The sequence below is a fragment of the Bradyrhizobium sp. LM2.9 genome (genome assembly GCF_054056555.1).
In genome coordinates this window covers 5,475,160-5,499,869 of the sequence record NZ_JBSRYJ010000002.1, presented here as the reverse complement: position 1 = coordinate 5,499,869, position 24,710 = coordinate 5,475,160, and the positions used below count along the sequence as shown (strand labels likewise).

At 61.5% G+C, this 24,710-nt stretch carries 25 protein-coding genes and 2 pseudogenes; 19 read left to right on the top strand and 8 right to left on the bottom strand.

The genetic code is table 11. From position 1 onward, the window contains the following. Complete coding sequence (locus tag ACVWW3_RS28505) at positions 1–1,296, bottom strand: O-acetylhomoserine aminocarboxypropyltransferase (protein WP_456647909.1); 1,296 nt, start codon at positions 1,294–1,296, stop codon at positions 1–3. A gap of 757 nt (positions 1,297–2,053) precedes the next feature. Between ACVWW3_RS28505 and ACVWW3_RS28500 the strand changes: the two genes are divergently transcribed. Next, positions 2,054–2,491 (top strand): hypothetical protein, encoded by a 438-nt coding sequence (locus ACVWW3_RS28500; protein WP_456647910.1) that lies wholly within the window; start codon positions 2,054–2,056, stop codon positions 2,489–2,491. A 97-nt stretch (positions 2,492–2,588) separates the two neighbouring features. Continuing rightward, positions 2,589–4,121 (top strand): OpgC domain-containing protein, encoded by a 1,533-nt coding sequence (locus ACVWW3_RS28495; RefSeq protein ID WP_456647911.1) that lies wholly within the window; start codon positions 2,589–2,591, stop codon positions 4,119–4,121. Positions 4,122–4,363: 242 nt separating this feature from the next. Here the strand turns inward: ACVWW3_RS28495 and ACVWW3_RS28490 are convergent. After that, positions 4,364–5,138 (bottom strand): annotated as a pseudogene (locus tag ACVWW3_RS28490) (IclR family transcriptional regulator). A gap of 217 nt (positions 5,139–5,355) precedes the next feature. Here ACVWW3_RS28490 and ACVWW3_RS28485 point away from each other — a divergent pair. From ACVWW3_RS28485 to ACVWW3_RS28455, 7 genes and pseudogenes are all read left to right on the top strand, one after another. Then, entirely contained in the window at positions 5,356–6,321 is a 966-nt protein-coding gene (locus ACVWW3_RS28485) for a Bug family tripartite tricarboxylate transporter substrate binding protein (RefSeq protein ID WP_456647913.1), read from the top strand. A 3-nt stretch (positions 6,322–6,324) separates the two neighbouring features. Continuing rightward, the gene (locus tag ACVWW3_RS28480) at positions 6,325–6,942 is read left to right on the top strand and encodes a flavin reductase family protein (protein WP_354104360.1); all 618 of its coding nucleotides are present in this window, start codon (positions 6,325–6,327) and stop codon (positions 6,940–6,942) included. A gap of 45 nt (positions 6,943–6,987) precedes the next feature. Then, on the top strand, positions 6,988–7,848 hold the full coding sequence (locus ACVWW3_RS28475) for a fumarylacetoacetate hydrolase family protein (protein ID WP_354104361.1): 861 nt from the start codon (positions 6,988–6,990) through the stop codon (positions 7,846–7,848). Between the two features lie 3 nt (positions 7,849–7,851). Continuing rightward, positions 7,852–8,655 carry a 2-oxo-hept-4-ene-1,7-dioate hydratase gene (hpaH, locus tag ACVWW3_RS28470; protein ID WP_354104362.1) on the top strand — a complete coding sequence of 268 codons (804 nt, stop codon included), beginning with the start codon at positions 7,852–7,854 and terminating at the stop codon, positions 8,653–8,655. Positions 8,656–8,680: 25 nt separating this feature from the next. After that, the gene (locus tag ACVWW3_RS28465; protein WP_456647914.1) at positions 8,681–9,076 is read left to right on the top strand and encodes a RidA family protein; all 396 of its coding nucleotides are present in this window, start codon (positions 8,681–8,683) and stop codon (positions 9,074–9,076) included. 14 nt (positions 9,077–9,090) lie between these two features. After that, a complete protein-coding gene (locus ACVWW3_RS28460; protein ID WP_456647915.1) occupies positions 9,091–9,966 on the top strand; it encodes an amidohydrolase family protein in 876 nt (291 codons plus the stop codon). A 54-nt stretch (positions 9,967–10,020) separates the two neighbouring features. Further along, positions 10,021–10,772 (top strand): annotated as a pseudogene (locus ACVWW3_RS28455) (IS5 family transposase). A 224-nt stretch (positions 10,773–10,996) separates the two neighbouring features. Here the strand turns inward: ACVWW3_RS28455 and ACVWW3_RS28450 are convergent. Beyond that, positions 10,997–12,004 (bottom strand): LLM class flavin-dependent oxidoreductase, encoded by a 1,008-nt coding sequence (locus tag ACVWW3_RS28450; protein ID WP_456647916.1) that lies wholly within the window; start codon positions 12,002–12,004, stop codon positions 10,997–10,999. 281 nt (positions 12,005–12,285) lie between these two features. On the opposite strand from ACVWW3_RS28450, the gene ACVWW3_RS28445 reads away from it, so the two are divergent. The 3 genes from ACVWW3_RS28445 to ACVWW3_RS28435 all read left to right on the top strand — a co-directional run bounded on the left by ACVWW3_RS28445 (position 12,286) and on the right by ACVWW3_RS28435 (position 14,025). Beyond that, positions 12,286–12,789 carry a peptidase associated/transthyretin-like domain-containing protein gene (locus ACVWW3_RS28445; protein ID WP_247445270.1) on the top strand — a complete coding sequence of 168 codons (504 nt, stop codon included), beginning with the start codon at positions 12,286–12,288 and terminating at the stop codon, positions 12,787–12,789. Between the two features lie 11 nt (positions 12,790–12,800). Beyond that, entirely contained in the window at positions 12,801–13,421 is a 621-nt protein-coding gene (locus ACVWW3_RS28440; protein WP_456647917.1) for a ferric reductase-like transmembrane domain-containing protein, read from the top strand. A gap of 127 nt (positions 13,422–13,548) precedes the next feature. After that, positions 13,549–14,025 (top strand): Crp/Fnr family transcriptional regulator, encoded by a 477-nt coding sequence (locus ACVWW3_RS28435; RefSeq protein ID WP_456647918.1) that lies wholly within the window; start codon positions 13,549–13,551, stop codon positions 14,023–14,025. Positions 14,026–14,222: 197 nt separating this feature from the next. Here ACVWW3_RS28435 and ACVWW3_RS28430 read toward each other — a convergent pair whose 3' ends face one another. Together ACVWW3_RS28430 and ACVWW3_RS28425 are read right to left on the bottom strand one after the other, a co-directional pair. Further along, the gene (locus ACVWW3_RS28430; protein WP_456647919.1) at positions 14,223–14,999 is read right to left on the bottom strand and encodes an NYN domain-containing protein; all 777 of its coding nucleotides are present in this window, start codon (positions 14,997–14,999) and stop codon (positions 14,223–14,225) included. Beyond that, complete coding sequence (locus tag ACVWW3_RS28425) at positions 14,996–15,331, bottom strand: hypothetical protein (RefSeq protein ID WP_456647920.1); 336 nt, start codon at positions 15,329–15,331, stop codon at positions 14,996–14,998. The genes ACVWW3_RS28430 and ACVWW3_RS28425 overlap by 4 nt, the downstream gene beginning before the upstream one ends. Positions 15,332–16,404: 1,073 nt before the next feature. Here ACVWW3_RS28425 and ACVWW3_RS28420 point away from each other — a divergent pair. The 7 genes from ACVWW3_RS28420 to ACVWW3_RS28390 all read left to right on the top strand — a co-directional run bounded on the left by ACVWW3_RS28420 (position 16,405) and on the right by ACVWW3_RS28390 (position 23,294). After that, positions 16,405–17,625, top strand: a complete 1,221-nt coding sequence (locus ACVWW3_RS28420) for a tyrosine-type recombinase/integrase (RefSeq protein ID WP_456647921.1) — start codon at positions 16,405–16,407, stop codon at positions 17,623–17,625. A 382-nt stretch (positions 17,626–18,007) separates the two neighbouring features. Next, positions 18,008–18,262, top strand: coding sequence for a helix-turn-helix transcriptional regulator (locus ACVWW3_RS28415; protein ID WP_456647922.1), 255 nt, complete (start codon positions 18,008–18,010; stop codon positions 18,260–18,262). A 295-nt stretch (positions 18,263–18,557) separates the two neighbouring features. After that, positions 18,558–20,840, top strand: a complete 2,283-nt coding sequence (locus tag ACVWW3_RS28410) for an AAA family ATPase (RefSeq protein ID WP_456647923.1) — start codon at positions 18,558–18,560, stop codon at positions 20,838–20,840. A gap of 292 nt (positions 20,841–21,132) precedes the next feature. Further along, positions 21,133–21,516: a hypothetical protein gene (locus ACVWW3_RS28405; RefSeq protein WP_456647924.1), complete on the top strand. Its 384-nt coding sequence runs from the start codon at positions 21,133–21,135 to the stop codon at positions 21,514–21,516. Between the two features lie 70 nt (positions 21,517–21,586). Further along, positions 21,587–21,994, top strand: coding sequence for a hypothetical protein (locus ACVWW3_RS28400; protein WP_456647925.1), 408 nt, complete (start codon positions 21,587–21,589; stop codon positions 21,992–21,994). 411 nt (positions 21,995–22,405) lie between these two features. Next, positions 22,406–23,044, top strand: coding sequence for a hypothetical protein (locus ACVWW3_RS28395; protein WP_456647926.1), 639 nt, complete (start codon positions 22,406–22,408; stop codon positions 23,042–23,044). A gap of 136 nt (positions 23,045–23,180) precedes the next feature. Continuing rightward, a complete protein-coding gene (locus ACVWW3_RS28390) occupies positions 23,181–23,294 on the top strand; it encodes a DUF2934 domain-containing protein (protein WP_456672428.1) in 114 nt (37 codons plus the stop codon). Positions 23,295–23,690: 396 nt separating this feature from the next. Here ACVWW3_RS28390 and ACVWW3_RS28385 read toward each other — a convergent pair whose 3' ends face one another. The 3 genes from ACVWW3_RS28385 to ACVWW3_RS28375 are packed head-to-tail and all read right to left on the bottom strand — an operon-like array spanning position 23,691 to position 24,708. Beyond that, a complete protein-coding gene (locus tag ACVWW3_RS28385; RefSeq protein ID WP_456647927.1) occupies positions 23,691–23,864 on the bottom strand; it encodes a hypothetical protein in 174 nt (57 codons plus the stop codon). Positions 23,865–23,896: 32 nt separating this feature from the next. Beyond that, positions 23,897–24,211 (bottom strand): type II toxin-antitoxin system VapC family toxin, encoded by a 315-nt coding sequence (locus ACVWW3_RS28380; RefSeq protein WP_456672216.1) that lies wholly within the window; start codon positions 24,209–24,211, stop codon positions 23,897–23,899. Next, positions 24,211–24,708 carry a hypothetical protein gene (locus ACVWW3_RS28375; RefSeq protein ID WP_456647929.1) on the bottom strand — a complete coding sequence of 166 codons (498 nt, stop codon included), beginning with the start codon at positions 24,706–24,708 and terminating at the stop codon, positions 24,211–24,213. Before ACVWW3_RS28375 ends, ACVWW3_RS28380 begins: the two co-directional genes overlap by 1 nt. Between the last annotated feature and the right edge of the window lie 2 nt (positions 24,709–24,710).

The following is a 24,710-nucleotide window of genomic DNA, read 5'->3' as shown; positions in this document are numbered from 1 at the left end:
TCAGACCTTTTGCGAGATGCGCAGCGCCTGCGCAAGATCGTCGAGGATGTCGCTTGCCGCCTCGATGCCGACCGACAGTCGCACCAATTCCTCGCCGATGCCGGACGCCTTGAGTTGCGCGGCGTCCATCTGCTGGTGTGTGGTCGAGGCGGGGTGGATCACCAGCGTCTTGGCGTCGCCGACATTGGCGAGATGGCTGATCATGCGCAGCGATTCGATGAACTTGCGCCCCGCGGACCGCCCGCCCTTGATGCCGAAGGAGACGATCGAGCCGGCGCCGCGCGGCAGCAATTGTTTTGCCAGCTGGTAATCCGCGTGGTCCTCGAGCGAGGGATGCAGCACCCAATCCACCGCCTTGTTGGCTTTCAGTGCTTCCAGCACGAGATGTGTGTTCTGGATGTGGCGGTCCATGCGCACGCCCAACGTCTCCACGCCCTGCAGGAGCTGAAACGCGTTGGTCGGCGACAGGCAAGCGCCGAAATCACGCAGGCCTTCGGTGCGGGCGCGCATGATGAAGGCAGCCGTGCCGAACTGCTCGTCGAAGACGATGCCGTGATAGCCGCCATAGGGTTCGGTCAGCACGCCGAATTTTCCGGATGAACGCCAATCAAAGCGGCCGCCGTCGATAATGGTGCCGCCGATGGCGATACCGTGGCCGCCGATCCATTTGGTCGCCGAATGCATGACGAGGTCGGCGCCGAGCTCGATCGGACGGCTGAGATAGGGCGTGGCAAACGTGTTGTCGATCAGCAGCGGGATCTTCGCGTCATGCGCAATCGCCGCGACCTTCGGAATATCAAGCACCTCAAGCCCGGGATTGCCGATGGTCTCGCCGATCACCAGTTTCGTGTTCGGCTTGATCGCCGCGCGGAATGCATCGAGATCGCGCGGCTTCACAAAAGTCGTGGTGATGCCGAAGCGCGGCAGCGTGTGCGCCAGCAAATTGATGGTGCCGCCATAGAGCGAGCTCGACGCCACGATGTGGTCGCCGGCGTTCAGAAGCGTGGCGATGGCGAGATGCAGCGCGGCCATGCCGCTCGCGGTGCAGATCGCGCCGACGCCGCCTTCCAGTGCTGCGAGCCGCTCCTCCAGCACGCCGGTGGTGGGATTGGAGATGCGCGTATAGATGTGGCCGGCGCGTTCGAGATTGAACAGCGCGGCGGCGTGATCGGAATCCTGGAACACGTAGGACGTAGTCTGGTAGATCGGCACCGCGCGGGCGCCGGTCGCGGGATCCGGATGCTGGCCCGCATGCAGGCTCAGGGTCTCGAAGGCGGGCGGTTTGGGCGCGGGCATGCGTGGCCTCGTTGGTCAATCGGCGGAGGCGGCTCTTGTGCCACAAACCGCGCGCTGCGTCAGCCCATTGACTACGGCGCGCAGCGGCTCGCAACGAGAGTGTGATGCGAGTCCGTGGCTGCAACGGCAGGACGCTTGTTTCTCCTCGCATGCGGGGGAGTGGACCATCCGCTCGGCCCTGCACTCACCAAGCGGCTGGCCGCTTGATGTCCGGTTTACCGCCAACATCGGCCGAAGAGCGGATGGCCTCCGAGGTCGCAGATGGGCCAGGAAGAGACATTTCGCTCGTGCTGCGCGTCATGCGATTTGAGCCAGTCTCGCGCGCCGGTGCCCTTCGATGCCCCGGCGGTTGTGTGAAACCTCCGCGCGTTCATAAATCGTGAGTTGTGTTTGCCGTTGATCAGATCATGCTCTTGCGATCGACTAGGTCGTGTGGGGCCGAATCCGACATCTCCTGCTAGGTTCTTCGCTCGGCAACGCAACGACACGCAAGGTTCGAGCCGAGCTGACGCGGCTCCAAAAGGTATCAGTCAGCCCCATCTTGGCATCTTTTCGCGACACGTCAGTGCCGCTGCTTGAACCCGCTGCCGCAGCTGCGACATCCCCGCTGTGCCACTACCTATCAAAATTTAGGGCTCAGTTCCTGGGCGGTTGCAGCGATCAGTGCTGTTCACGAAGTACCATATTTCGTTAGGTTTCTCGGACCTTCGCGACGCCGCGATGGCCACCAATGTCTCGATCTCCGGGAGGGAGAGACATGATGAAGCGATCGCCTATTCTCTCTTTGGCGGCTGTCGCGAACTTCGCCGTCCTATGGTTTGTTCTGGATGCCGATCCGCATTTTAGAAATGCGGCTGCCACTACAACAACAGCCATGCCACCCGAGGTCGTAGCTCCCGAGTCTTTCAGAACGGCCCACGCCGCTAACAAAAGGACGATGAGGATACTTGCACTGGATCAGGCTAAGCATCTCGCTTTTTGGACGTCCGTTTTGAAGAATAGAAAGCAGGCCTGTGATGCTGTTGTTCGGACCATGTATCAAGGCGACAGCGAATCTGGGGTCGATGCTTGGCGCATTGGCTGCCGGGACGGCAACGAATATTCGATAACTATTAATCCGGACGCGCAAGGCTCTGAGGCGGAGTTTCCGGTTTCGGTTTGCAGTGGAACCGCTTTCGCCCGAAGTGCGGAATAGTCTCGTCATTGAGCGTTCAGCACCCGGGGAGATCGCCTCTATATGCCAGCTGCTATCCGCTGTCCCGGCGCGTCCTCGCCAACGTGCGAGGATGATCATGACGATGACCCGATCACGACGTGAAACGGTGGAGTTCGAGCACCCATTTCGGATCACAAGCTTCGAGCGGATATTACCGGCTGGCTCGTATGAAGTGATTACCGACGAAGAATTAATGGAAGGAATGGAAGAATTATCATTTCCGTCCTTTCGGCCCGTCGCCACCATGATGATGGTGCCTGCGCCGCCACCCCGCAGCTCTTTCGTCGAGATGGTGGCCATCAGTTCGATCGATCTGTCCGACGCTCGGGAGCCGATGCGATCGTATTCCGTTAATGACGCGCCTGTCGACCTCGACAAGCATCGGACTGCGCTGAACATTAACATTCGCCGGACGCTGGCGGAAATCGAGCGCAATGCGAAGGTGTTGCGCAGTCTGAACCCGCAGCCTGAACCCGCTGCGAAGCCATTGGCAGGCGCGCTGCCGGAGCCGAAAGGGCCAGGCCGCGACCTACGCATCGATGCTTGCCGCGGCATCGCGCTCTGGTGCATCTTTCTGAATCATTTCCCCAACAACATCGGAAGCTGGCTGACGCTTCGGAATTACGGCTTCAGTGATAGCGCGGAAGTATTCATGTTCGTCTCCGGGGTGACCTGCGCACTGGCTTACGGCAGCGCACACTCGCGCGACGGTTGGCCCGGCGTCATCACCCGTACGCTGTGGCGAAGCTGGGATATTTATGCCGCATTTCTACTGCTCACCGTGGCTTGCGCCATCATGGTCTACCTAAGCGGCGGTGGCCGGATCGCGGACGAGAGCAACACGCGCCTTTTGCTGGAACATCCGGGTGCGGCGCTCGCGCATGCGGCGATCCTGCAATACCGTCCAGTCAATACCGACGTCTTGCCGATCTTCGTGGTTTATCATCTTTTGTTTGCACCCTTATTGTGGTTGCTGCTGCGAGCGCCGAATGTGACACTCGGCGCGTCGCTCTTGCTTTATGTGCTGGTGCACGTCTTCGGCTGGACCGTCCCGGCATGGCCCGACAGCGTGTGGTTCTTCAACCCGCTGGCTTGGCAGTTGCTGGTTGTGCTCGGCGCCTGGTGTGTCATTGCGGGCAAGGGAGTCGGACCTTGGATGACCTGTCGCATGGCACTTGTACTTGCAGTTCTCTATCTGACTTTTAGCCTGATTGTCGCGTTGAGTTGGTGGCTCACGGTGCTGGAAGATCTGGTCCCACAAGCGCTCGCCTATGTGGTTTACCAAGTCGACAAATCGGATCTCGCCCCCTTGCGGCTGCTGCATTTTTTGGCGCTTGCGATTTTGGCGGTATGGCTCGTACCTCGCAATTGGCAAGGACTGCCGATGCCACTGATGCGCGCAGCGATCCGCTGTGGGGAGAACTCGCTGGCAATCTATTGTCTCGGTGTTCTGCTGGCGCTCGCCAGCCAAATAGCGCTGGTCGACATCTCGAATGGCCTTGCAATGCAGATCGCGCTCAGTCTCGCAGGCATCCTGCTGATGATCGCCGCCGCAACGCTGCTGAGCTCAATCCGGATCAAACCCAGGCGGCAGCCACGATTGACTTGAAGACCTGAGGGTTAGAGAGGCCGAGATTTGACCTGAAAAGAGGCTGCCAACGAGACAGCCCCACGTCTTCTGTGGGTCAAAAGCGTCGGTCTAGCGCTCCACCGCAAACTTCCGGTCTACCTCGCTAAACCGACATGTAGCGGCACCGCCTCAGCGGTGGCGATGGGTCACAAGCCGCGGATCACGCCCGAGGTGGGAGACTTCCGGTTTGCGTTGGCAAGCCGACGTTATGAGTACACGTCCTAGGCACCACCGCCCCGGATCGCCTGCTCGATCGCGCGCGCTTCCCGCAGCAAAATCTCCGCGACCTCCTGCTCGCGGCGGGGGCCGAGCCTCGTCCGAACGGCGGAGACGGTCATCGCGGCAGCGGGGCGGCCGTCCGGGGTCTTGATCCAGGTCGAGATCGATTTCGTACCCTGCACCAGGCCGATCTCCCTCATGCCGTATCCCAGCCGTCTCGCGGCGGTGACCTCGCCCAGCACCGTCGCAACGTCGGTCCGGTAGGCCTCGAATCTCTTCTCGTTGGCTGCGACGATTTTTCGCGCGTCCTGCGCCGGCATCGCCGCGAGGATGGCGACGCCGGCGCTGGAGACGCCGAGCGGCCGGCGCGCGCCGACCTCGATCGACAGCACCTGGATCGGATAGACGCCGATCCTGCGATCGACGCACAGCGTGTCGTTGCCGGTCCGCACCGTCAGGAACAGCATGTCGCCGATCTCGGTCGACGCACGTTGCAGCGACGGATTGGCGGCGATCAGCAGCCGCGACGGTCGGGCCCGTGCGAGCGCGAGCTCCGGCACCTGATTGCCGATCGCGTAGCGGCCGGATTTGTCGTGCCGTTCGATGATGCCTTTCCTCGATCAGCGCATGGACGATGCGATGCACGGTCGGACGGGTGAGGCCGGTCGCCCGCACCACCTCGGCCAGCGGCACGCCGTCTTCGCGGCCTGCGGCAAGAATACGCAGCACCGCGAGCGCGCGCCGGATCGCCTGCGCGCCTTGTCGCGGTTCCGTCATGCGGAAGTCGTCCTGTCCATAATATGGACAAGAACGCCACAATTCACTCGACAGGTAAAGCGCGCATTCGGAGATTGCGCTCCGATCGAGATGCCATAAAGCAACGTCCGGGCATTCGACGTCGAATTCGAAGACTTGGAATTGCAAGCGACTTGGAATTGGAAGCGACTTGGAATTGCAAGCGGCTTGGAATTGCGAGCGCTGCCGGGAGGTTAACATGAGATTAATCTGGATTGCCATCGCAGCCGCAGCGACGATGCTGGCGGGACCTGCCTCGGGTCAGCAATGGCCATCGCGCAACGTCAAGCTGATCGTGCCCTATCCGGCCGGCGGCAATGTCGACAGCGCCGCGCGCATCATCGCCGACAAGCTTCAGGAAAAGCTCGGCCAGCCCTTCATCATCGAGAACAAGGCCGGCGCCGGCGGCATGATCGCGGGCGAGGCTTTTGCGAAATCGGCGCCCGACGGCTACACGCTGTTCGTCGGTGCCAACGGCCCGGTGCTGTTCGCAACCGAGATCAACAAGCGCGACGCCTACAACTGGAAGAGGGACTTCCTTCCGATCACGACGATCTCGATGACGCCGCTGGTGCTCGAGGTTCATCCCTCCGTGCAGGCGACCACATTCAAGGAATTCATCGATCTCGCCAAGCGCGAGCCCGGCAAGCTGACCATGGCCTCGCCCGGTCCCGGCACCACCAACCATCTGCTCAGCGAGCTGATGCAGTCCAGCCTCGATCTGCAATGGGTCACCGCGCACTACCGCGGCAATGCGCCTGCGGTCAACGACCTGCTCGGCGGCCAGGTGCAGTTCGCGTTCGACCAGCTCACGGTCAGCCTGCAGCACATCAAGGCCGGCCTGTTCCGGGCGCTGGCCGTCACCAGCCCGCACCGCCTGAAGTCGCTGCCTGACGTACCGACCTTCACTGAACTCGGCTACAAGGATTTTGACGGCCAGACCTTCACCGGCCTGTTCGCACCGGCAGGCACGCCGGCGCCTGTTATCGACAAGCTGCACGAGGCGCTGACCGCGATCCTGAAAGACCCGGCCGTGGTCGACAGGTTCGAGAAGCTCGGCGGAGAAGCCGTCGCGATGACGCCGGACGAGTTCAAGGCCTATCTCGAGCGCGAGGACGCCAAATGGATTCCGATCGTGCGCAAGGCCAACATCAAGGCGGATTGATCGATGCGGATCGACCCCGCTGAGCTCGGCGCCGAGCGCATCTACCGGCTGATGACCGGCATCGTGGTGCCGCGTCCGATCGCCTGGGTGACGAGCCTGTCGCGCTCAGGCGTGCTCAACCTCGCACCGTTCAGCGCCTTCACCTTCGTCTCGCAGAAGCCGCCGATGCTGGCCATCAGCGTCGGCCGCAAGGGCGCGGACTACAAGGACACCGCGCACAACATCCTCGACACCGAGGAATACGTCATCCACATCGCCGATACCCCGCTGATGCAGGCGGTGCACGACAGCTCCGTCGAGCATCCGCCTGAGATCAGCGAGGTCGCGGAGCTTGGCCTGGAGACGCATCCGAGCGAGCGCATCAAGGTGCCGCGGCTTAGCGTTGCGCCCGTCGCGATGGAATGTCGCTTCCGGCAGTGCCTCGAATTCGGCGACGCCCGCAGCCGGCTGATCGTCGGCGAGGTCGTGATGTTCCACATCCGCGACGGCCTCGTGAACGACGGCAAGGTCGAGACAGCGGCGCTCGACCCGATCGCGCGCATCGGCGGGCCGCGTTACGCCCGGCTCGGCGAGATCGTGACGCTGCGCGGCGTGTTCCAGACTCCCAAATCGACCGAGTAAGCGCGCAGCCTTGGGCCGCGCCGTCAAGACCATTGGAGAACGACAATGCGACTCGTGAGTTATCTTCTGGACGGAGAGCCGCGCTATGGTGCCGCCGTTGAAGGCGGTGTCGTCGATCTGACCAGGCGGATCGGCCGCGACTTCTCCGACGTGAGGGCGCTGATTGCGGCCAACGCGCTGGCGGACGCGCAGGAAGCCATCGCCGGACAAAAGCCGGACCACGCACTCGACGATCTCGTGCTGCTTCCGCCGGTGCTGGCGCCGGAGAAGCTGTGGTGCATCGGTGTCAATTACGCCGAGCGCAACGCCGAGTACAAGGACAGCTCGGACCTGCCCAAATATCCCAGCCTGTTCGTGCGCAGCATGTCCTCGATGACAGGCTCCGGTCAACCGCTGGAGAAGCCCAAGGTTTCGGATCAGCTCGATTACGAAGGCGAACTCGTCATCGTGATCGGCCAGGGCGGCCGTCACATTCCGCGCGAAAAAGCCTGGGCGCACATCTTCGGCATGACGCTGTGCAACGAGGGCACGATCCGCGACTGGCTGCGCCACGGCAAGTTCAACGTCACGCAGGGCAAGAACTTCGACCGCTCCGGCAGCATCGGCCCGTGGATCGTCACCGCGGACGAGCTCGACCCGCGCGGGCCCCATGACATCATCACGCGCGTCAACGGCGAGGTACGGCAGCAGGACACGACAGAACGGCTGATGTTCCCGTTCGACTTTCTGATCTCCTATCTCTCCACGTTCGCGACCCTCAAGCCCGGCGACATGATCGTGACGGGCACGCCGACCGGCGCCGGCGCCCGTTTCGACCCGCCGCGCTGGCTTAAAGTCGGCGACGTCGTCGAGGTCGAATCCAGCCGCATCGGCATGCTGCGCAACACCGTCGCGGCGGAGAGTTAAGCCATGCTGGATACCGCCACCATCGAACGTCTTGCCGCGCGCCTCGATGAAGCCGAGCGCACCAAGACGCTGATCCCGATGTTCTCGAAGGAATATCCCGATTTCGCGATCGAGGATGCCTACGCCGTCCAGCGCGCCTGGACCAAACTCCAGCTCGGCCGCGGCCGCGTCATCAAGGGGCACAAGATCGGCCTGACCTCGAAGGCGATGCAGAACGCGGTCGGCATCTCCGAGCCCGATTACGGCGTGCTGTTCGCCGACATGTTCTACGCCGACGCCACGCCGATTCCGTTCGATCGATTCCACGCGCCGCGGATCGAGGTCGAGCTCGCCTTTGTGCTGAAGGCGCCGCTACGCGGTCCCGATTGCACCATCTTCGACGTGCTCAACGCCACCGACTACGTCACGCCCGCGCTCGAGATCCTGGAGACGCGCATGCACCGCGTCGATCCCGAGACCGGCAAGACCCGGAAAGTCATGGACACAATCTCGGACAACGCGGCGAATGCCGCGCTGGTGCTCGGCGGCCGGCCGTTCCGCCCGATGGATGCGGACATGCGCTGGATCGGCGCGCTGTTGTTCCGCAACGGCGAGGTCGAGGAGACCGGGCTTGCGGCCGGCGTGCTCAACCACCCCGCCAATGGCATCGCCTGGCTCGCCAACCGCCTCGCGCCGCATGACGAACATCTCGCCGCCGGGGAAGTGGTGCTGGCGGGATCGTTCACGCGGCCCGTGGATATCCGCCGCGGCGACACCTTCCATGCCGACTATGGCACGTTCGGCTCGGTGTCGTGCCAGTTCGTCTGAATCAACACATGAAAGGGAGCGCATCATGACCGGTCACACGCGTCGCAAGAGCATCCATATCGGCGGCTTCAAGCATGCCAATCCGATCCCGAACGCCTGCCGCATCGGTCATCTCGTGATGTCCGGTGTCATCCTCGGCCGCGATGGCGCGACCGGCGTGATGCCCGAGAGCCTCGACGCGCAGTGCGCCAACATGTTCGCGCATATGAAGGCGACGGTAGAGGCCGCCGGCGGCACCGCCGACGACATCATCAAGATGACGGTGTGGTTGAAGGACCGTGCGCAGCGCGGCCCGGTCAATGTCGAGTGGCTCAAGATGTTTCCGGACGAGCATTCGCGTCCGGCGCGCCACGCGCTGCCGATGGACAACATGGACGGCGGCGCGCTGGTGCAGTGCGACTTCACTGCCGTGATCGACTGAGGGAGTTTTCGCGCATGCCAACCTATCTGCCGTTCGACCCGAATCCGCGCCGCCCGGTCAAGGCGCCGCCGCCCAAAACCGTCGACAGCCAGTTTCACGTGCTCGGTCCCGTGGACAAATATCCGGAGCGTCCAGGTGCGGCCTATCGGATGCCAACGGCGACCTGGGAAGCGGCGCTGCGCGTCCACAAGACGCTCGGCATCGAGCGCGGCATCATCGTGCAGACTACGACGTACGGCGCCGATCATGCCGTGGTGCTCGACGGCCTCGCCGCCATGGGTCCGAACTATCGCGGCTGCGCCAACGCGCTGGTGTTCGCCGAGGCCAACGATTCCTATCTCGCCAAGCTGCATGATGCAGGCGTCCGCGGCGCGCGCTTCAGCTTCCGCCAGGAGCTTGGCGCGGTGCTGTCGGACGCCGATTTCGCTCGCGCCATCGCGCGTATCCGCGAGCTCGGCTGGTACGTCAAAATCCAGCCCGAGAAAGACGGCATCGTCTCCAGCGTCGCCAAGTACGAAAATCTCGACGTGCCCGTGCTGATCGACCATATGGCGCGGCCCGATCCCGAGGCCGGCAAGGACGATCCGAACCTGCGCAAGATGCTCGAGCTGCTCGCCAAGGGAAATTTCTGGGTGATGCTGTCGCTCGGCGAGAAGACCTCGAAGGCCGGCCCGCCCTACGACGACGTGATCCCGATCGCGCGCGCCTACATCGAGGCTGCAGTCGACCGCTGCGTCTGGGCCAGCGACTGGCCGCATCCGGTGTCGGTGAAGCAGCCGCCCAACGACGCCGATTTGCTGGAGCTGATGTACCGCTACGCGCCCGACCAGGCGACGCTGGAGAAGATTTTGGTGCACAATCCGGCGAAGCTGTTCGGATTTGCGGATTAGGGTCTGTTGGGATTCAGGATTCTCATCGGGGCTTGGTTGTGATTCAAGCTTGGGATGGACCGATTCGTTTTGACTGACGCCCAATGGGCGAAGATGGAGCCGCATTGTCTTGGCAAGCCGGGAGATCCGGGCCGCAGCGGCAAGGACAACCGACTGTTTGTCGAGGCCGTTCTGTGGATCGCCCGAACCGGCAGTCCCTGGCGGGATCTGCCGGCGATGTTCGGCCACTGGAATAGCACATTCACGCGCTTTCGCGACTGGGTGAAGGCGGATGTCTGGAAGCGGCTGTTCGAGGCCATCTCCGACGATCCCGACATGGAATACGCCATGGTCGACGCCACCATCGTCAAGGTCCACCGCCACGGTCAGGGCGCAAAAGGGGGACGCAAAGCCAGGCGATCGGCCGCTCGAAAGGCGGCATGACCACCAAAATTCTGGCGCTCACCGATGCGCTCGGCAATCTCGTGCGCTTCGTGCTCCTGCCGGGACAGCGTTTCGATACGGTGGGCGTGCCGCCGCTCATCGAGGGATTGGCCTTCAACGCGCTGATCGCTGATAAGGCCTTCGATAGCAACGCCATCATCGCCGAACTCGAAGCGCGTGGCGCCAAAGTCGTCATCTCCCAGCATCCGCGCCGTGCACAGCCTCTCGCCATCGACAAGGAGATGTACAAATGGCGGCATCTCATCGAGAACTTCTTCGGCAAGCTCAAGGAATTCAAGCGCATCGCAATGCGCGCCGACAAGACCGACCAGAGCTTCACTTCAATGATCTATCTGGCCGCGGCCGCGATAAACTCCAGATGAATCCCAACAGACCCTAGTCCGCAACCCTCATGGTGATGAGCGCGAAGCGCGTCTCGAACGATGCAGGCCTGACTGTTGCCGGCGGCCATCCTTCGAGACGCCCGCTATGCGGGCTCCTCAGGATGAGGTCTGGTTTCGCGGCGAGAATGTTAGACCCTCATGGTGAGGAGCCCGCCAAAGGCGGGCGTCTCGAACCATGGAGGCCACGCACTCAATCCTGGTGATCACGCCGCTGGCTGCCCCGCCAGCCGGTCCCGCACCTCGGCCGCGATCTCGAACGAGCGCAGCCGGGCGGCGTGATCGTAGATCTGTCCCGTCGTCATCAGCTCGTCCGCGCCGGTCTCCGCGATCAGCGCCTTCAGCTTCTCTTCGACCACGTCAGGCGAGCCGACCGCCGAGCACGATAGCGACTGAGCGACCATGGCCTTCTCGGCCGGCGACCACAGCGCGTCCATGTCGTCGACCGGCGGCGGCAGCGGGCCGGGCGTGCCGCGCCTAAGATTGATGAACTGCTGCTGCAGCGAGGTGAACATGCGCTGCGCCTCGACGTCGCTGTCGGCGGCGAACACATTGACGCCGACCATCGCATGGGGCTTGTCGAGCTGCGCCGAGGGCTCGAAGCGCGCGCGATATTCGCGCAGCGCCGGCATCATCATGCCCGGCGCAAAGTGCGAGGCGAACGCGAACGGCAGGCCGAGCATGGCCGCAAGCTGCGCGCCAAAGGTGCTCGATCCCAGGATCCAGAGCGGCACGTTAGTTCCCATGCCGGGCACGGCGCGGATGGTCTGGTTCGGCTTGACGTCGCCGAGCAGCGCCTGCAATTCCAGCACGTCATGCGGAAAATTCTCGGAGCTCGTCGCGAGGTCGCGCCGCAGCGCCCGTGCGGTGAGCTGGTCGGTGCCCGGCGCGCGCCCGAGCCCGAGATCGATCCGCCCCGGATAGAGCGAGGCCAGCGTGCCGAACTGCTCGGCAATGATCAGCGGCGAATGGTTCGGCAGCATGATCCCGCCGGAGCCGACCCGGATCGTCCTGGTCCCGCCCGCGACATGCCCGATCACCACCGACGTCGCCGCGCTCGCGATCCCCGTCATGTTGTGATGCTCCGCCAGCCAGAACCGTTTGTAGCCCCAGCCTTCGGCATGCTGGGCGAGATCGAGCGAATTGCGAAACGCCTGCGACGCATCGCCGCCCTGGCGGATGGGCGCGAGGTCGAGCACGGAGAAGGGGATCATGAGTGGGGTCCGGAGTGAAGGATCTGCGCATCTGGCACGTCACATGTAGTGTAAGCGTGTAGGATGGGTAGAGCACTTGCGAAACTCATCATGTTTTGTCAGGGCATAAGGGCGATGGGTTTCGCTGCCGCTCTACCCATCCTACGAAGCTGTTCGAGTGACCTGCACTCCCGTTCACAACACCGTTATTGCGGCCTGGTGCGCCGTTCGCGGTAACTGGGCGGCTCTCTCCTGTTGTTGTACTCTCGGTGGAGCCACTGCACTCGCCAGGAGGAACCGACATGACCATCGTCGTACTCAATCGCCGCAACCTCCTCGCCGCCGGCGGCTCCGTCCTTGCAACCGCAGTTTTGGCAACCGGCGTTTCCGGCCTCCTGCTGCCGGCCCGCGCCGAAGGCCTCGCACCGACCGATTCGATGTCGGGCGGGGCGAACAACTACCGCAAGGGCGCGGCGATCGTGGATCGGATCGGCAAGGGCGGCTTCTGGATGAGCGGCACGGTGCGCCGCGCCGGTGACGGGGCTCCGCTTGCCGGGCAGCGCATCCAGATCTGGGCGCACACGACCGAAGGGCAGGAGCACGAGCCGCAGAGTCATGGCGCCACGCTCACCGACAAGGACGGCAAGTTCCGGCTCGAGATGCCGCAGATCATTCCCATCTTCGGCCAGCCGCATGGTCACCTCGCCTATGACAGCGGCGAATTCAAAACCGTCTTTCTGCGGCCGGTGATGCGGAGCGCGAAGGAAACCAGCCTCGAGGCGCATTTCGTCCTTCAGCCGGCCTGACCAAGTTGCGAATGAAGGGGTGGAGATCGGCGAAGGTGGCCCTGATCTGGATCGCCCTGGCTTTGGCGATTGGCGTGCCGATCGCGCTCGCTGCGGGAAGCGAGCAGCTCGCATGGCGCGGCCCGGTCTACATCCTCGCCGGCTTCGCGGGGATCATCGCGCTTGCTCTCGTACTCGTTCAGCCGCTGCTGATCGGCGGATATTTGCCGGGACTGTCGGCCTATCGTGGCCGGCGCGCCCATCACTGGATCGGCGGCGTGCTTGCCCTGGCGGTGGTGATCCACGTCGCCGGCCTCTGGATCACCAGTCCGCCCGATATGATCGACGCCCTGACCTATACATCACCGACGCCGTTCTCCCCCTTCGGCGTGACCGCGATGTGGGCCATCTTCACCGTCGCGCTGCTGGCGCTGCTACGCCGGCGATTGCGCCTGCGGCTCCGAACCTGGCGCATCGTCCATATTCCCCTCGCGATCGTCATCGTCGTAGCCAGCGTCGCCCATTGCCTGCTGATCGAGGGGACGATGGAGACAATCTCGAAGGCGGCGCTTTGCGCAGCTGTGCTCGCGGCGACGGTCAAGGTCATGGTTGGCCTCTGGAAAAGGCGAACGTTGCGCGGCGAGAGTGCGTAGGATGGGTAGAGCACTTGCGAAACCCATCATGTTTCGTCTTCGAGCAAGGCCTCGATGGGTTTCGCTTCCGCTCTACCCATCCTAGCGGCTGATTGCCGCTGACGGCGACGGGAGGTATCCTCGCGCGATGACCGTCAGCGTTCCCGATCTGAAAGCGTTCCTGCTCGCGACGCCGTTCTTCGGCGGCATCCCGGACTCAAGCCTCGACCTCATGATGTCGATGCTGGTTGAACGCCGCTTCGATGTCGGCGCGACCGTCGTGGCGGAAGGCGAACCGGGACGCTCGATGTTCATCGTCAAATCCGGTCGGCTGGCCGTGAGCAAACATACGAATTCGGGAGGCGTCGTCCCAATTTCCGTGCTGGAGCCGGGCGATTTCTTCGGTGAAATGACGCTGATCGAAATGCAGAATCGATCCGCCACGGTGGTCGCGGAGAATCCGACGGTGCTCTACGAACTGACGGCCCAGAAGCTCTATGCCTGCTACAAGTCCGATATCCACGCCTATGTGGTCGTCCTGCAGAACATCAATCGCGAGCTTTGCCGACGGCTGCGTCGTTCCGACGATCGCTTCGCCGCCCAGCAGGTGCATGACGAAAATTGATCATGCGTAGCGCGTAGGATGGGTAGAGCACTTGCGAAACCCATCATGTTCCCTCACCGCGCAAGACCTCGATGGGTTTCGCTTCGCTCTACCCCTACGAGCTCGATGGGTTTCGCTTTCGCTCTACCTATCCTACGAGTTACGAACTCAAAGGATATTGCCTCACTTCACCTCGTTGCTAATTCAACAACGGATGGTCATTTTGCTGGCGTCGGAGAATTTTGCCCTTCTTCCTTGGCCGAATTTGCCTCAAGATCGATCGGAGCTTTGACCGCCGATTCAGGCGCCGCCGCCTCCTCTTTAAGGGCCGAAGCGGGTGGCGCAGCCGGCGTAGGCTCTTGAGGCTGCTCTTCTGGTAGCGGCAGAAAAATCTGTTGAAGTTCAAGGTAGGGCACGACATCATAACTATCTGCTTGCCGTAGAAGCGAGATATTTCGATTCACAGTCTCAGACAAGTGGATGATGCTTACGTTTGCGCCGTACTCTTTCATTGTTCTGCAGAAGGGAATGAAGTCATCGTCATTGGTTAACAAGAAGAGCCGATCAAGGCGCGATGCGCTCGCCAGCTTGAATGCATCACAACAGATTTCGATATCGATTCCCTTCTCGCTCTTGCTGAATCGATCCTTGAACTGGTTGGGAACTTGAGTTTCGACGAACTCTGCAAATTCTTTGCTTTTCTTCAGTTTCTGGCCACAGAATTTGAAGTGCATATCACGAATCTCTCCCGGCTTGTCGTGGTCAGGCATCACCAGGTAGTCCTCTACGGCTGTCTCGTCTCCGATCGGAAAGTAGAATGTGACGCGCTTGTACGAACCAGCATGGAGTTCGCGAAGGGAGATCATGAAATGTCTAGTCAGGAGCTGCGGGCAAAGCCTTCTGCCTAAAAACGAGCTATCCGTTCGCCGGAGGTGGCGTATTTGGGCTGTTAGCGCTGAGCCATCAATGAAGAAGTAGTTCGCGGTACTGATCATGAGGCATCCCCGTCTTGGGGCAAGGCGCTCGCGCGCGCATCCGTAAATAGCTGGTCGCAATGCCTCAACATGGATTCGATGAAGCGTCCGTGATAAATGGCGTAAATCGCTGAACTGAGCGTCGATTCTTTTGGCTTTACAATAGTGAAAATCAGCGCGTTGCTTTCTTTAAACTTGGGCCGGAGCCAAGCTTTCTTATTCCACTGATCCGCGGTGTGCGTAAAATCACCATCTTCGTCATACGCCCATGTCGTGACGTGGCCATCATCAATTGCCTTCTTGTAGGCGGCCAATAGCTTTTTCGGTGTCTGGGTGTCGAAGTAAATTGCCATCTAGCTTCCTGCAATTTGAAGACTCAGACTAGGTCTGTCTCAACGAGAGAACGGCGACAGCCATTTCCAACTCGCTATGTCTTATCCTACCCGGACATTCGAGGTCATCTAAACCGAACAAAGATTCGATCGAGTTCTCGCTTTTACAACGAGTAAACCTAGGATTGGTAGATCTCAGCGAGACCTATCTGCTTGAATGGGAGTAGATGCAGATCGCCGCGCCATATCAATCCGGCACATGGGATGTACTGCTTCTGTCCCGTCGGGCAAAACACCCGCCCCCACCCAAGACCCCGTCAACCCTCCCCGCCAAAATATTCCACTTTACCGAAATTCGGAATTGCGGTATCAATCCCCCATCCCGGTCCGGGGAGAGGGGCGATCGTCCGTCGTAACGAACGTGGATCGGGGTGCGGTGGACGCGGCAGCGTCGGGCACGCGAAGGCGGGACCAGGGCGAGATGAACCTCGTGAGGTCCTTCTGCGTGCGGACGAACGGCGCCGATGCGTACGGCAAAATCGTGTGGTCCTGGCCGTCGTTGCTACGGTCAAGCCTTGCGGAGATGGATCGGGCTCAACCGGGTCTCGAGCCATCGTCAATTCGCAAGGCGACGGTGACAAAAAGGAACTCGTCGCCGGGGAGAGCGCGGCATAAGCCGTCAACCCACTGCGCAGGGAAGGCCGAGTGATTGGCTACACCTGTATGCTGCTGTGCGGTTTTTCTGCGTGTGCTTTCGCGCAGCGGACCGCGGGTGCCAGCCGGCACCCGGTCTTCCCTGCGCTCTCTTCACAGAGGAGGGCTACGGCAAATAGCAAAACTCGGGCGCTGGATGCCGCGAGAATGCTGATCTGTGCGTGATTTGACCCAAGGAATGGTGCTGCCAGACAGGATTGAACTGTCGACCTCTCCATTACCAAAAGTGTGCTGCGGCCCCGCGTGATTCCGCGCGCGACCGCTTCTCCCGTCAAGCTATGGTAATTACTAGCTTTTCATGAGACACTAGCCCGACTGCCTCCGCATGAGCCCGCAAACCGGTGCTTCCGGGGTGCTTCCGGTCAATAGAGGCGAACGAAATGCAGAACCGCGTGAACCTCACGGAGGAGCGCATCAAAGCGCTGAAGCCGGAGGAAGGCCGCGAAGTGGTCCTTTGGGATTCCGAGCTGCGCGGGTTTGGGGTGCGGTGCTGGCCGTCCGGCCGCAAGCTGTTCATTTTGCTCTACCGGGCTGGCGGAGGAGGGCGGAAAGCGCCTCAGCGGCGTATGACGCTTGGAGAAGTTGGCTCCGTGCGATTGGCCGATGCCAGGACGGCCGCGCGCAAGTATGCCGGCCAGATTGCCGGCGGAGTTGATCCTCAAAGTCAGCGGAAAGAGGCATTGCGCCGTGACGCGGCGCGATTGGACCGCGCCATTGATGCGTATGAAGAGCATCTAAAGAGCCGGCATGTCGTCAATACAGTGCACATCGTCTCTTTGCTCCGGCGGGAATTGCTAGGGCCGCTGGGGAAGGTCGATGTGCAGACGATAGACCGGCAGTCGGTTGCAAACCAGGTTGCCAAGCTCGAGGAGCGCAAGAAGCCCGGGGCCGCGCAGGATCTGCGCTCGAAAGCCGCGACCTTTCTAAACTGGTGCGTCAATCGCGGCTTATTGCACGCGAATCCCCTGGGCGGCTGGCGCCGCGATCGCAAGACGCGCGCTCAATTCACCTCGAGGACTGGAAGGGCGATCCCGGAGGCCGAGCTCAAGGTGATTTGGCGCGGGTGTAGTGCGGTTTCGGCACCCTATGGAGACTACGTGCGGATCCTCTTGCTGCTAGGCCAGCGGCGGAAGGAAACGGCGTTGATGAAGCGATCCGACGTCGACTTCACGAAAGGTGTTTGGACCATTCCCGGCCCGCAAACGAAGAATGGCCGGGAGCATCGCGTTCCGCTGCCTTCCTTCGCGCTGGCAATCTTGCATCGCCAAAAGAAGTGGGCGAAGAGCGATTACGTTTTCGCCGGGGCCGGCGGCAAGCGGATGACGGGCTGGTCGAAGCGCCAGCCTGATCTAGTGAAAAAGTGCGGCGTGAAATTCCACCTGCACGACTGCCGCCGCACGTTCCGATCGGGGCTCTCCGCAGCGGGGGTCGAAGAGGAAGTCGCAGAGATGATGCTAAACCACACGCGCGAAGAGCTGTTGGAAACTTACGATCGCGAGCCGCGATGGAAAGAGCGCGTCGACGCGGCACAACGATGGGCCCAATATATCGCGCGTGTCGTGGACGACTCCGCGGTGGTTGAGCTCGCCGCAACGGCGTGATGTGAACAGTGAACCTCAGAAGGGAGCCGGCGATGAAGCAAAGAACGCAGTATGATGTGACACTTCGAAACGCTCAGGGCGAACAGCATACGCGCCGAATATTCGCCGAAGATGAGGCCGCGGCTCAGACCAGGGCGATTGAGAAGGCGCGTGTCGCGCTGGGGGAAACTATGGTTGAGCGCCGGTACGGGTCGTTTCAGCTCGTTTCCTGCGTGCGCGCATAGAATGTTTGGCTCAGCCCTTCAGTTTGGCGGCAATCAAAGAGTGAAAAACTCCCCTTGCATTTCGCACTTTGTATGTTTTGTCGATTTTAGCGAGTTGCCGTTTCTGGCCTTACCCCCGATCATGATGCCGTATTCCCCATTGAAGAGGATGTGGCACGATGAAAACCGCTACCGGCCCAGACAAAGGCCATTCTGATGCGCTTACGGGCAAGCTAACCTTAGGCGCGATTGCCCGCCTCGACCCCGAAACCCTACTGCGCGAAAACGAAGCCGCAGAGGTTCTCCGGCTGAGCGAACGCACGCTTGAGCGCTGGCGCTCTCGGGGTGAAGGTCCCAAAGCCAAAAAGATCGGCGCACGTCGTGTTGCGTACACCGTGGGATCGATCCTCGAATTCGCAGGCGTTGCAGCCTAATGCCGGATTGAGCTTCATCTCCATCTCAAAGCAATTTCAGTTCTCATATTCGAACCGTGGCCTTCGCCTCGCCGCGGGTAAGTCTCCAGGGCAGCCAACAATCGGAGAGCCCGCCCGCGCGCAATGCGCGCTCCAACGCCAAGACCCGTTATCGCGAGGCAAAAGAATGGCCCCGCCGACGGCCAAGTCGAACGGGGCCAGAATTTGAAACGTGAGCAATGTCTAACACGAACATCGTTGAAAATCAACGAACTGCATTTGCCACAATGAAGCCGGCAGCACGCGAGGTGCTGCAATGAACGCCAGACTTGATCTCTCAGTCGACATATCGGTCGGGCTCGAACATCTTAGAAGGCTCGACACTAACGGTGTGCACCAGCTCGCTGCGCTGCATCCTGAAAGCGACGAAAAGCGCTTTATAACGTTTTGTCTCAACGCAACTGGAGAAGCGCGCGCGGCAGCATTTCTCGGTAAGTTTGGGCCTAGCTGCAACATCTACTACTCCGCCAACGAGGTGCGTTCGGATCTCGGCGACAAACGAGCCAAGAAAGCAGACATTCAAAGCGTCCGTATGGTCATTGCGGACCTGGATCCGGCCAAGAATGTCGTTCTGACGCCCGAAGTTCTCGCGCGCGAGCGCGAAAGGCTTGAGACCGTTCGGGAGCGCGTGGCTTGCGAGGATGAGTGCTTCTATTCGTTCGCGATCGATTCTGGTGGCGGCGTTCAATTGGGCTGGCTGTTGGAAGAAAAGCAGCCCGCCGCGGAGTTCGCTGATCTCGCCGAAAACCAAACACGGGGCATATTGCGGCATCTTGGTGCAGAGGAATCTACTACCGATATCACTCGCCTCTGCCGCCTGCCGGGCACATTGAACTTTCCGACCGCCGCAAAGCGTAGGCAAGGCCGTAACGAAGTCACCGCCGCCAGGGTGATTGAGTATATTGGCAACAGTAATACTACCCTTGAGGAGCTCGCCGACTGGGCCTCACCGGTGGAGCCTTCTCGTAAGGCCAGCGCAACCGCTAACGACGCCAATATCGATCTGGATATGGGGGTCGTGGAGGCGGCGCATGGCGACGGTGCAGTGCCGCCGGAGCTGAAGCTCAAGCTGGAGGATCTGCGTGAGCGGGATCGCAAGTTCGACCGGCTGTGGCTTGGGGACAAATCGGCGATCGGCGGATCCGACACTACCCGATCCGCCTTCCTCTTCGCCCTCGCCGGTCGACTGAGGCGCAGCGGGAAATTCAGCCCAACGGAGTTCGGGCAACTCGCCGCGATTTGGGAGCATGGCCCGGAGGATGCCGATGCCAGGCAACTGGCTCGAGCGTGGTCGAGAAATCATTCGGTCGCGGCAGAGGAAGAGTTTACAGCCGTACCCGAAGCAGCCACCTCGGCTTTTGCAGCCAACTGGGTTGACTCCTTCGATGTCAACGAGCTCCCGAAACGCGAATTCTGCGTCGGTCGCTTCGTCGCGAAGCAGTACGTTTCCGCCCTAGTCTCACCGCCCGGCGTGGGAAAGACTACCTTTCTCCTCATGATGGCTGTCGCGGTTGCGACGGGGCGCAGCGAGATTGTCGGGTTTGATATTCCAAAGCGAGAGCGCGTGTTCCTCTTTAACCAGGAGGATGAACTCGCCGAGCTGAAACGGCGTTTAGCTGCTGTGATGGCGCAGTTCGACGTGGGCTGGCCCGACCTGATGATAGACAGCCGTCCCGCCCTCGCCTTGGGATCTGGCGCGGATAAGGCATTGATGTTTGCTCGGAAGGATGGCGAACACGTCGTCAGATCGAGAGATGCGATCGACGTCGAGGCATTCATCAAAGAGAATGGCATTGGCCTGGCGATCTTCGACCCATTTGTCGAGCTGCACCCGGTCGACGAGAACAATAACGTCGAGATCGCGGCCGTTGGCCGCATCTTCCGGCGTATCGCCGTCAACGGGCGCTGCGGCGTGGTACTTGCCCACCATACACGAAAGCCGCCAAACGCCGCGAACCGGGAATCCTACGCGGGTGACATGGACGCGGCCCGCGGTGCGGGCGCTCTAAACGGCGTCGCGCGAATGGGCGCCACGCTGTACGGCATCGATGCCGCAACAGCGAAGAAGTACGGAATCCGAGATGAGGAAAAGAATCGCTACATTCGCTTCGACGACGGCAAAGCGAACATGTCGCTTCTATCGGGGGAACCCCGCTTCTTCCGTCGCGAAGGCGTCGTGATCGGCGGGCTTGGTGGTGAAGAAGTCGGTGTTCTTGTCCCGGTGAAGCTCACCCGTGCGAAAACCGCCACCGAGCGCTCCTATGACGAAAATACTCGAATTCGCGATGCGGTAGCCGGCTTACTGAAAACCGCCGGCGCAAAACGGATGACCATCAAATCTGTGGCGGAGGAGCTGATCGACACGGGCTTGGCCGAGCTCGTCTCATCAGAGGCGCTTCGCAAGCGGTTGGGCCGCATGTTCGAAACGCCACAGCACTATGAAAACGGCGACTCGGTGCGCAGTGAGACCGCTCGCAAGACTGGCAAACAAGGTCGCGAACTCTACCTCATCCTCGAGATTGCGGACAACGAGACATGAGCGCCGTCCAACTGTCTTCGAAGGCAACAATAATGAGCCTTTACAACAACATCCTAAACATTGCGGACATCAGGACACGCGTTATTGCGGACACAGATGTCTGCGAACCTCAAAACATTGAATTTTCCCAAAGGGTTGGTGTTTTTGCGGACATCAGGACAAGTCCACCCCTTCGGGGGGATGCGGTGTCCGCAATCCCCCGGCGGGCGGAGATGCGCGGAGCGCCCCGCCCCGCTCTGGGGCAATCGTCATCAAACATGTCTGTTCTCCGCCAGCGTTGCGGGAGTATCCAATGAACAAGTTCACCCTTGGGCGCCTCTTCAAGTCCCGAGGCCGTCCGTACCAGATCCTCGGGACCAAGGACCATTGGTGCAGGGACGGCCGCTACGTCGAGATGATCCGCTATCAGTCGGTCTGTGCCGAACCCAGCTGCGCGCGGATCTTCAGAGCTCTCACGACGAAGAGCCGAATCCGCAAAGGGCAGTTGAACAAGCGTTGCGAACTCCACCATGCACCGGGGAGTCCCGTGCCGATCAAGAAGATCAGGAAGAAGGCTCCGACGAAGCGGCTGAAGAAGCCAACAGCCGCGGCCCACCTGGCGGCTCGTCGCAAGCGGGCGGTCAATCAGGCCGTCCTCGCCGTGCAACGTGTCCAGCGCCTCTCGTACCTCGATTGAGGGACCTTCTGCGGCCCCGCAGCGATCTCCGCGCGGTGCTCGCTGAGCAAATGCGTCGGGCAGAGCGCGCGTGAACATCGCGTCGGCAGCGAACAGAGAGCACTCCTTTCGTTGCGCTCTGACGGGCGCGCTGCAAGCTGGGCCGGTTTCCAACGAGGAGGAGGGCGCGTTGAAGATCAGAGCCGTATTGTCCGCCGTCGCTGTGGCGACGGCATGGGCGCTGCACGCGCCACCAGCCGCGGCAAATGAAAAGGTCGGCGCAGTGGTCCGCCGGCTCGCAGACGCGTGTGTGGGCGCGATCATCCAGAATGGAGCGCTCGAAAAAGTGGTCCGGTCTGGCGTGACTGCAACAGTTGTTTGCAGCTGCGCCGCGGAGATCGAGGTCGCACGCGGCAGCTTTCCGAAAGACGGCTTCGATGCGTGGGCGGTGCAATCCCAATTCAAGCAAACGCTCGCCCGCTGTGCGGGCGCTCAGTGAGAAAGTTACAGCCGGCGGCGACCCAAATTCGAAGTAGCCCGCCAAGCCTAACTCACCTTCGACAACGGAGCCTCCCGCATCCAAGTCATATCGACAAAGCCGCGAAAATCGACAAAACCAAAACACGAGGACAGGTCCGGAATGGCTCCCGATAGCTCCGCCGCCGTGATCTCGCTCCGGCAATCGGCTCCGAAAGCAATGACCGCAGCGCAGCGCGCAAAAGCCTACCGCGACAGAAAGCGGGAAGCGAAGCTTGTGCCGACCGACGCCGACCCGCCACGCTCCGCCGCCCGGGCTGAGCGCTCCGGCGCATCCGTCGCTCCTCCAGCCGCCGTCACAGCGCCCGTCACGCTCAAGCCCGTGTCGCCTGCTGCCGAAGCGGCTCCCGTCACGCCGTCACGGCGCCAGCTCGTGCCGATCCTGCTCAACGCTGCCGCTCTTTGCCTCGCCGCCGTCGGCGTAGCAATCAACGGGTGGTTCGCGCGATCGCTTGGCTCCAGCGACTTCGCCGGTTGGCTCTTTCTGGCGCTTGGCGTGGCCGCCGATCTCATCGCACTCGGGATGCCGTCTTGTGCCGCCAACCTCTGGCAGGCCCGCCAGCGCGCGGCTTCGCTGGTCGGCTGGATGCTCTGGCTGGTGACCTTCGTTTTCGCCGTGACGGCGGGACTGGGCTTCGCGTCGACCAACCTCAGTGACGTGACGCTTGCGCGTGCCTCACGCGTTACGCCCGCCGTGACGACGGCGCAGGCAGCCCTTTCGGACGCGACCATCGCTCGCGATCGCGAGTGCAAGGGCGGCGTCGGGAAGTTCTGCCGGGATCGGGAAGCCTTGGTAGCCGAGCGACGCCAAATTCTAGATGCCGCGCAAACGGCTGTCGGCTTGCAAGCAGATCCTCAAACAGACGCTGCCATCAGGCTCGCAGCCTGGACGTCGCGCGGCTTGCTGCGGCCGACGGGCGAAGACTTCGAGATGCTTCGGTTGATGTTGCTGGCGTTGTTGCCGCAGATCGGCGGCTTGCTGATGATGGTGGCGCGCAGAGGCGATCGATAGATCAGTTAGAACCTATCACCGGCGCAAACATCTTGCTTGGCGGGCGATGTCGCGCCCGTCGCAAGTTCCCCTGCACGAGTTGAATTCTCGTCAACCGTCTGCCGGCAGGATGCCGCTCCGAACATAAGGGAGCACGATATCTAATCTGGAACAAATCATTCGCGAACGCGCCTACCAGCTATGGGTTGAAAGCGGCTGCGAGCACGGCAGAGCTCAGCCTAAAAAGCGAACCACGCCAATACCGCAATGATTGGGATGATTGCCACGCCGATAAGCACCAAGGGTGCAGGTTCATTGCCCGTCCGGTCGCTCAATGCTGATCTCCTCAAAGATGAAGGTACCGCAGCAGCGTCGACGCCACGCGGCTTACAGTGGCGGCAGAGATGCCGACAGCTCAGAGCGGCAATTCCGACCGAGCTAGACTTGTTCCTCATCGGTCGTTGGGTCGCGGCCCAGACGCCGTTGCCTGTCTATTCGGAGAGCCTCGGTATGGCGCCCAGCCCATCGGCGCGCCGGGCGTCCGCTCTGTTGAGCTGCTCTCGGTATTCCCGGGCGGGCCTCAAGAGGGTTTCGCGAAGTTCGTCGTCTGCCGTTTGAGCGGCGAGGGCTTCGGCCCGGTCGGCTTGGTTCTGAAGAGATTCCTTCGTCATCCACCCTTCTTCTTTTTGCCCTTCTTCTTTTTCTTCTTCAGAACTTTGGCCTGCGCTCTGAATCCTGAGGCCAGGGCCTTCATCTGCCGAGACACGAATTCGTCGGCCGTCTCCTGAGCGGCCTTCTCGGCTACACGAGCTTGCTGTTTGAATGTTTTCGCCGGCTTCATGGCCGACAACTTTCGCCAAAAAGTCAGGTTCCTCAAGAATCCGGCTTGAGTCTTAAGGAAAAGCTCTCGTCCGGGAAGCGCGCCCCTATCTCCGAAGCCGCCTTGAGATCGGCGCGGACGATGGGTTCGATCCGAACTCCGCTGTCGCGCAGCCGCTCCCAGAAGACTTCCGCCAGGCCGCGGCCAAATTGGGCTTCTAAAAGCTGGCACGTCTCGACCAGCACCAAGTCCGTCGTGAGGTATTGGTCGATGCTCTGAAGGATCGACTTGGCACGCTCATTCTGAGCATCCCGCTTGGCGGCCGCCGCGAACCAGACGGAGCTGTCAACGAACGCACTCATGTGCATCACTCCTGAACCGGGTACTGCCAAATGTCGCGCTTTGGCTCGCTGCCCTCAAGCCATCTTTGCGCCCGCTCTTTCGAGGCAAAGAGCTTGATCCAATCGGGCTCACCGATGGCTCTGGACGCCGGATCGGACAAGCAGAGCCACACCGATCCCTCGACTGGTCCGCCTTCCACTTCGTATTCCCAGGCCACGCCTTCGGGGTCGTTGTCCTGGAGCCAGGCGTCGGCGGCACCCCCACATGCAAACACCTTTACCCAGCCGGGATTCCCCATGGTCCGCGATTTGCCGTTCTCTTCGTCGTTGAGGTAGAGCCATACGGTTCTGCCCTCGCGGCGAGCCGTGTCATGGCGGCGAACCGCCTCGTTCACCCTTTGCCGGTCCGAGCGATCGGCTTCAGGCAGCGACGTCACCGCGGCGTAGAGTTCGGCGGGAATGCTGCGCCTGTCGCCGGGAGGCTTGTAGCGCCATTCCACCCATTGATCGAATGCGTCCGACATAT

Coding starts and splice junctions, on each gene's coding strand:
- ACVWW3_RS28505 (WP_456647909.1), bottom strand. CDS start 1,296: ATGCCCGCGCCCAAACCGCCCGCCTTCGAGACCCTGAGCCTGCATGCG.
- ACVWW3_RS28500 (WP_456647910.1), top strand. CDS start 2,054: ATGATGAAGCGATCGCCTATTCTCTCTTTGGCGGCTGTCGCGAACTTC.
- ACVWW3_RS28495 (WP_456647911.1), top strand. CDS start 2,589: ATGACGATGACCCGATCACGACGTGAAACGGTGGAGTTCGAGCACCCA.
- ACVWW3_RS28485 (WP_456647913.1), top strand. CDS start 5,356: ATGAGATTAATCTGGATTGCCATCGCAGCCGCAGCGACGATGCTGGCG.
- ACVWW3_RS28480 (WP_354104360.1), top strand. CDS start 6,325: ATGCGGATCGACCCCGCTGAGCTCGGCGCCGAGCGCATCTACCGGCTG.
- ACVWW3_RS28475 (WP_354104361.1), top strand. CDS start 6,988: ATGCGACTCGTGAGTTATCTTCTGGACGGAGAGCCGCGCTATGGTGCC.
- hpaH (WP_354104362.1), top strand. CDS start 7,852: ATGCTGGATACCGCCACCATCGAACGTCTTGCCGCGCGCCTCGATGAA.
- ACVWW3_RS28465 (WP_456647914.1), top strand. CDS start 8,681: ATGACCGGTCACACGCGTCGCAAGAGCATCCATATCGGCGGCTTCAAG.
- ACVWW3_RS28460 (WP_456647915.1), top strand. CDS start 9,091: ATGCCAACCTATCTGCCGTTCGACCCGAATCCGCGCCGCCCGGTCAAG.
- ACVWW3_RS28450 (WP_456647916.1), bottom strand. CDS start 12,004: ATGATCCCCTTCTCCGTGCTCGACCTCGCGCCCATCCGCCAGGGCGGC.
- ACVWW3_RS28445 (WP_247445270.1), top strand. CDS start 12,286: ATGACCATCGTCGTACTCAATCGCCGCAACCTCCTCGCCGCCGGCGGC.
- ACVWW3_RS28440 (WP_456647917.1), top strand. CDS start 12,801: ATGAAGGGGTGGAGATCGGCGAAGGTGGCCCTGATCTGGATCGCCCTG.
- ACVWW3_RS28435 (WP_456647918.1), top strand. CDS start 13,549: ATGACCGTCAGCGTTCCCGATCTGAAAGCGTTCCTGCTCGCGACGCCG.
- ACVWW3_RS28430 (WP_456647919.1), bottom strand. CDS start 14,999: ATGATCAGTACCGCGAACTACTTCTTCATTGATGGCTCAGCGCTAACA.
- ACVWW3_RS28425 (WP_456647920.1), bottom strand. CDS start 15,331: ATGGCAATTTACTTCGACACCCAGACACCGAAAAAGCTATTGGCCGCC.
- ACVWW3_RS28420 (WP_456647921.1), top strand. CDS start 16,405: ATGCAGAACCGCGTGAACCTCACGGAGGAGCGCATCAAAGCGCTGAAG.
- ACVWW3_RS28415 (WP_456647922.1), top strand. CDS start 18,008: ATGAAAACCGCTACCGGCCCAGACAAAGGCCATTCTGATGCGCTTACG.
- ACVWW3_RS28410 (WP_456647923.1), top strand. CDS start 18,558: ATGAACGCCAGACTTGATCTCTCAGTCGACATATCGGTCGGGCTCGAA.
- ACVWW3_RS28405 (WP_456647924.1), top strand. CDS start 21,133: ATGAACAAGTTCACCCTTGGGCGCCTCTTCAAGTCCCGAGGCCGTCCG.
- ACVWW3_RS28385 (WP_456647927.1), bottom strand. CDS start 23,864: ATGAAGCCGGCGAAAACATTCAAACAGCAAGCTCGTGTAGCCGAGAAG.
- ACVWW3_RS28380 (WP_456672216.1), bottom strand. CDS start 24,211: ATGCACATGAGTGCGTTCGTTGACAGCTCCGTCTGGTTCGCGGCGGCC.
- ACVWW3_RS28375 (WP_456647929.1), bottom strand. CDS start 24,708: ATGTCGGACGCATTCGATCAATGGGTGGAATGGCGCTACAAGCCTCCC.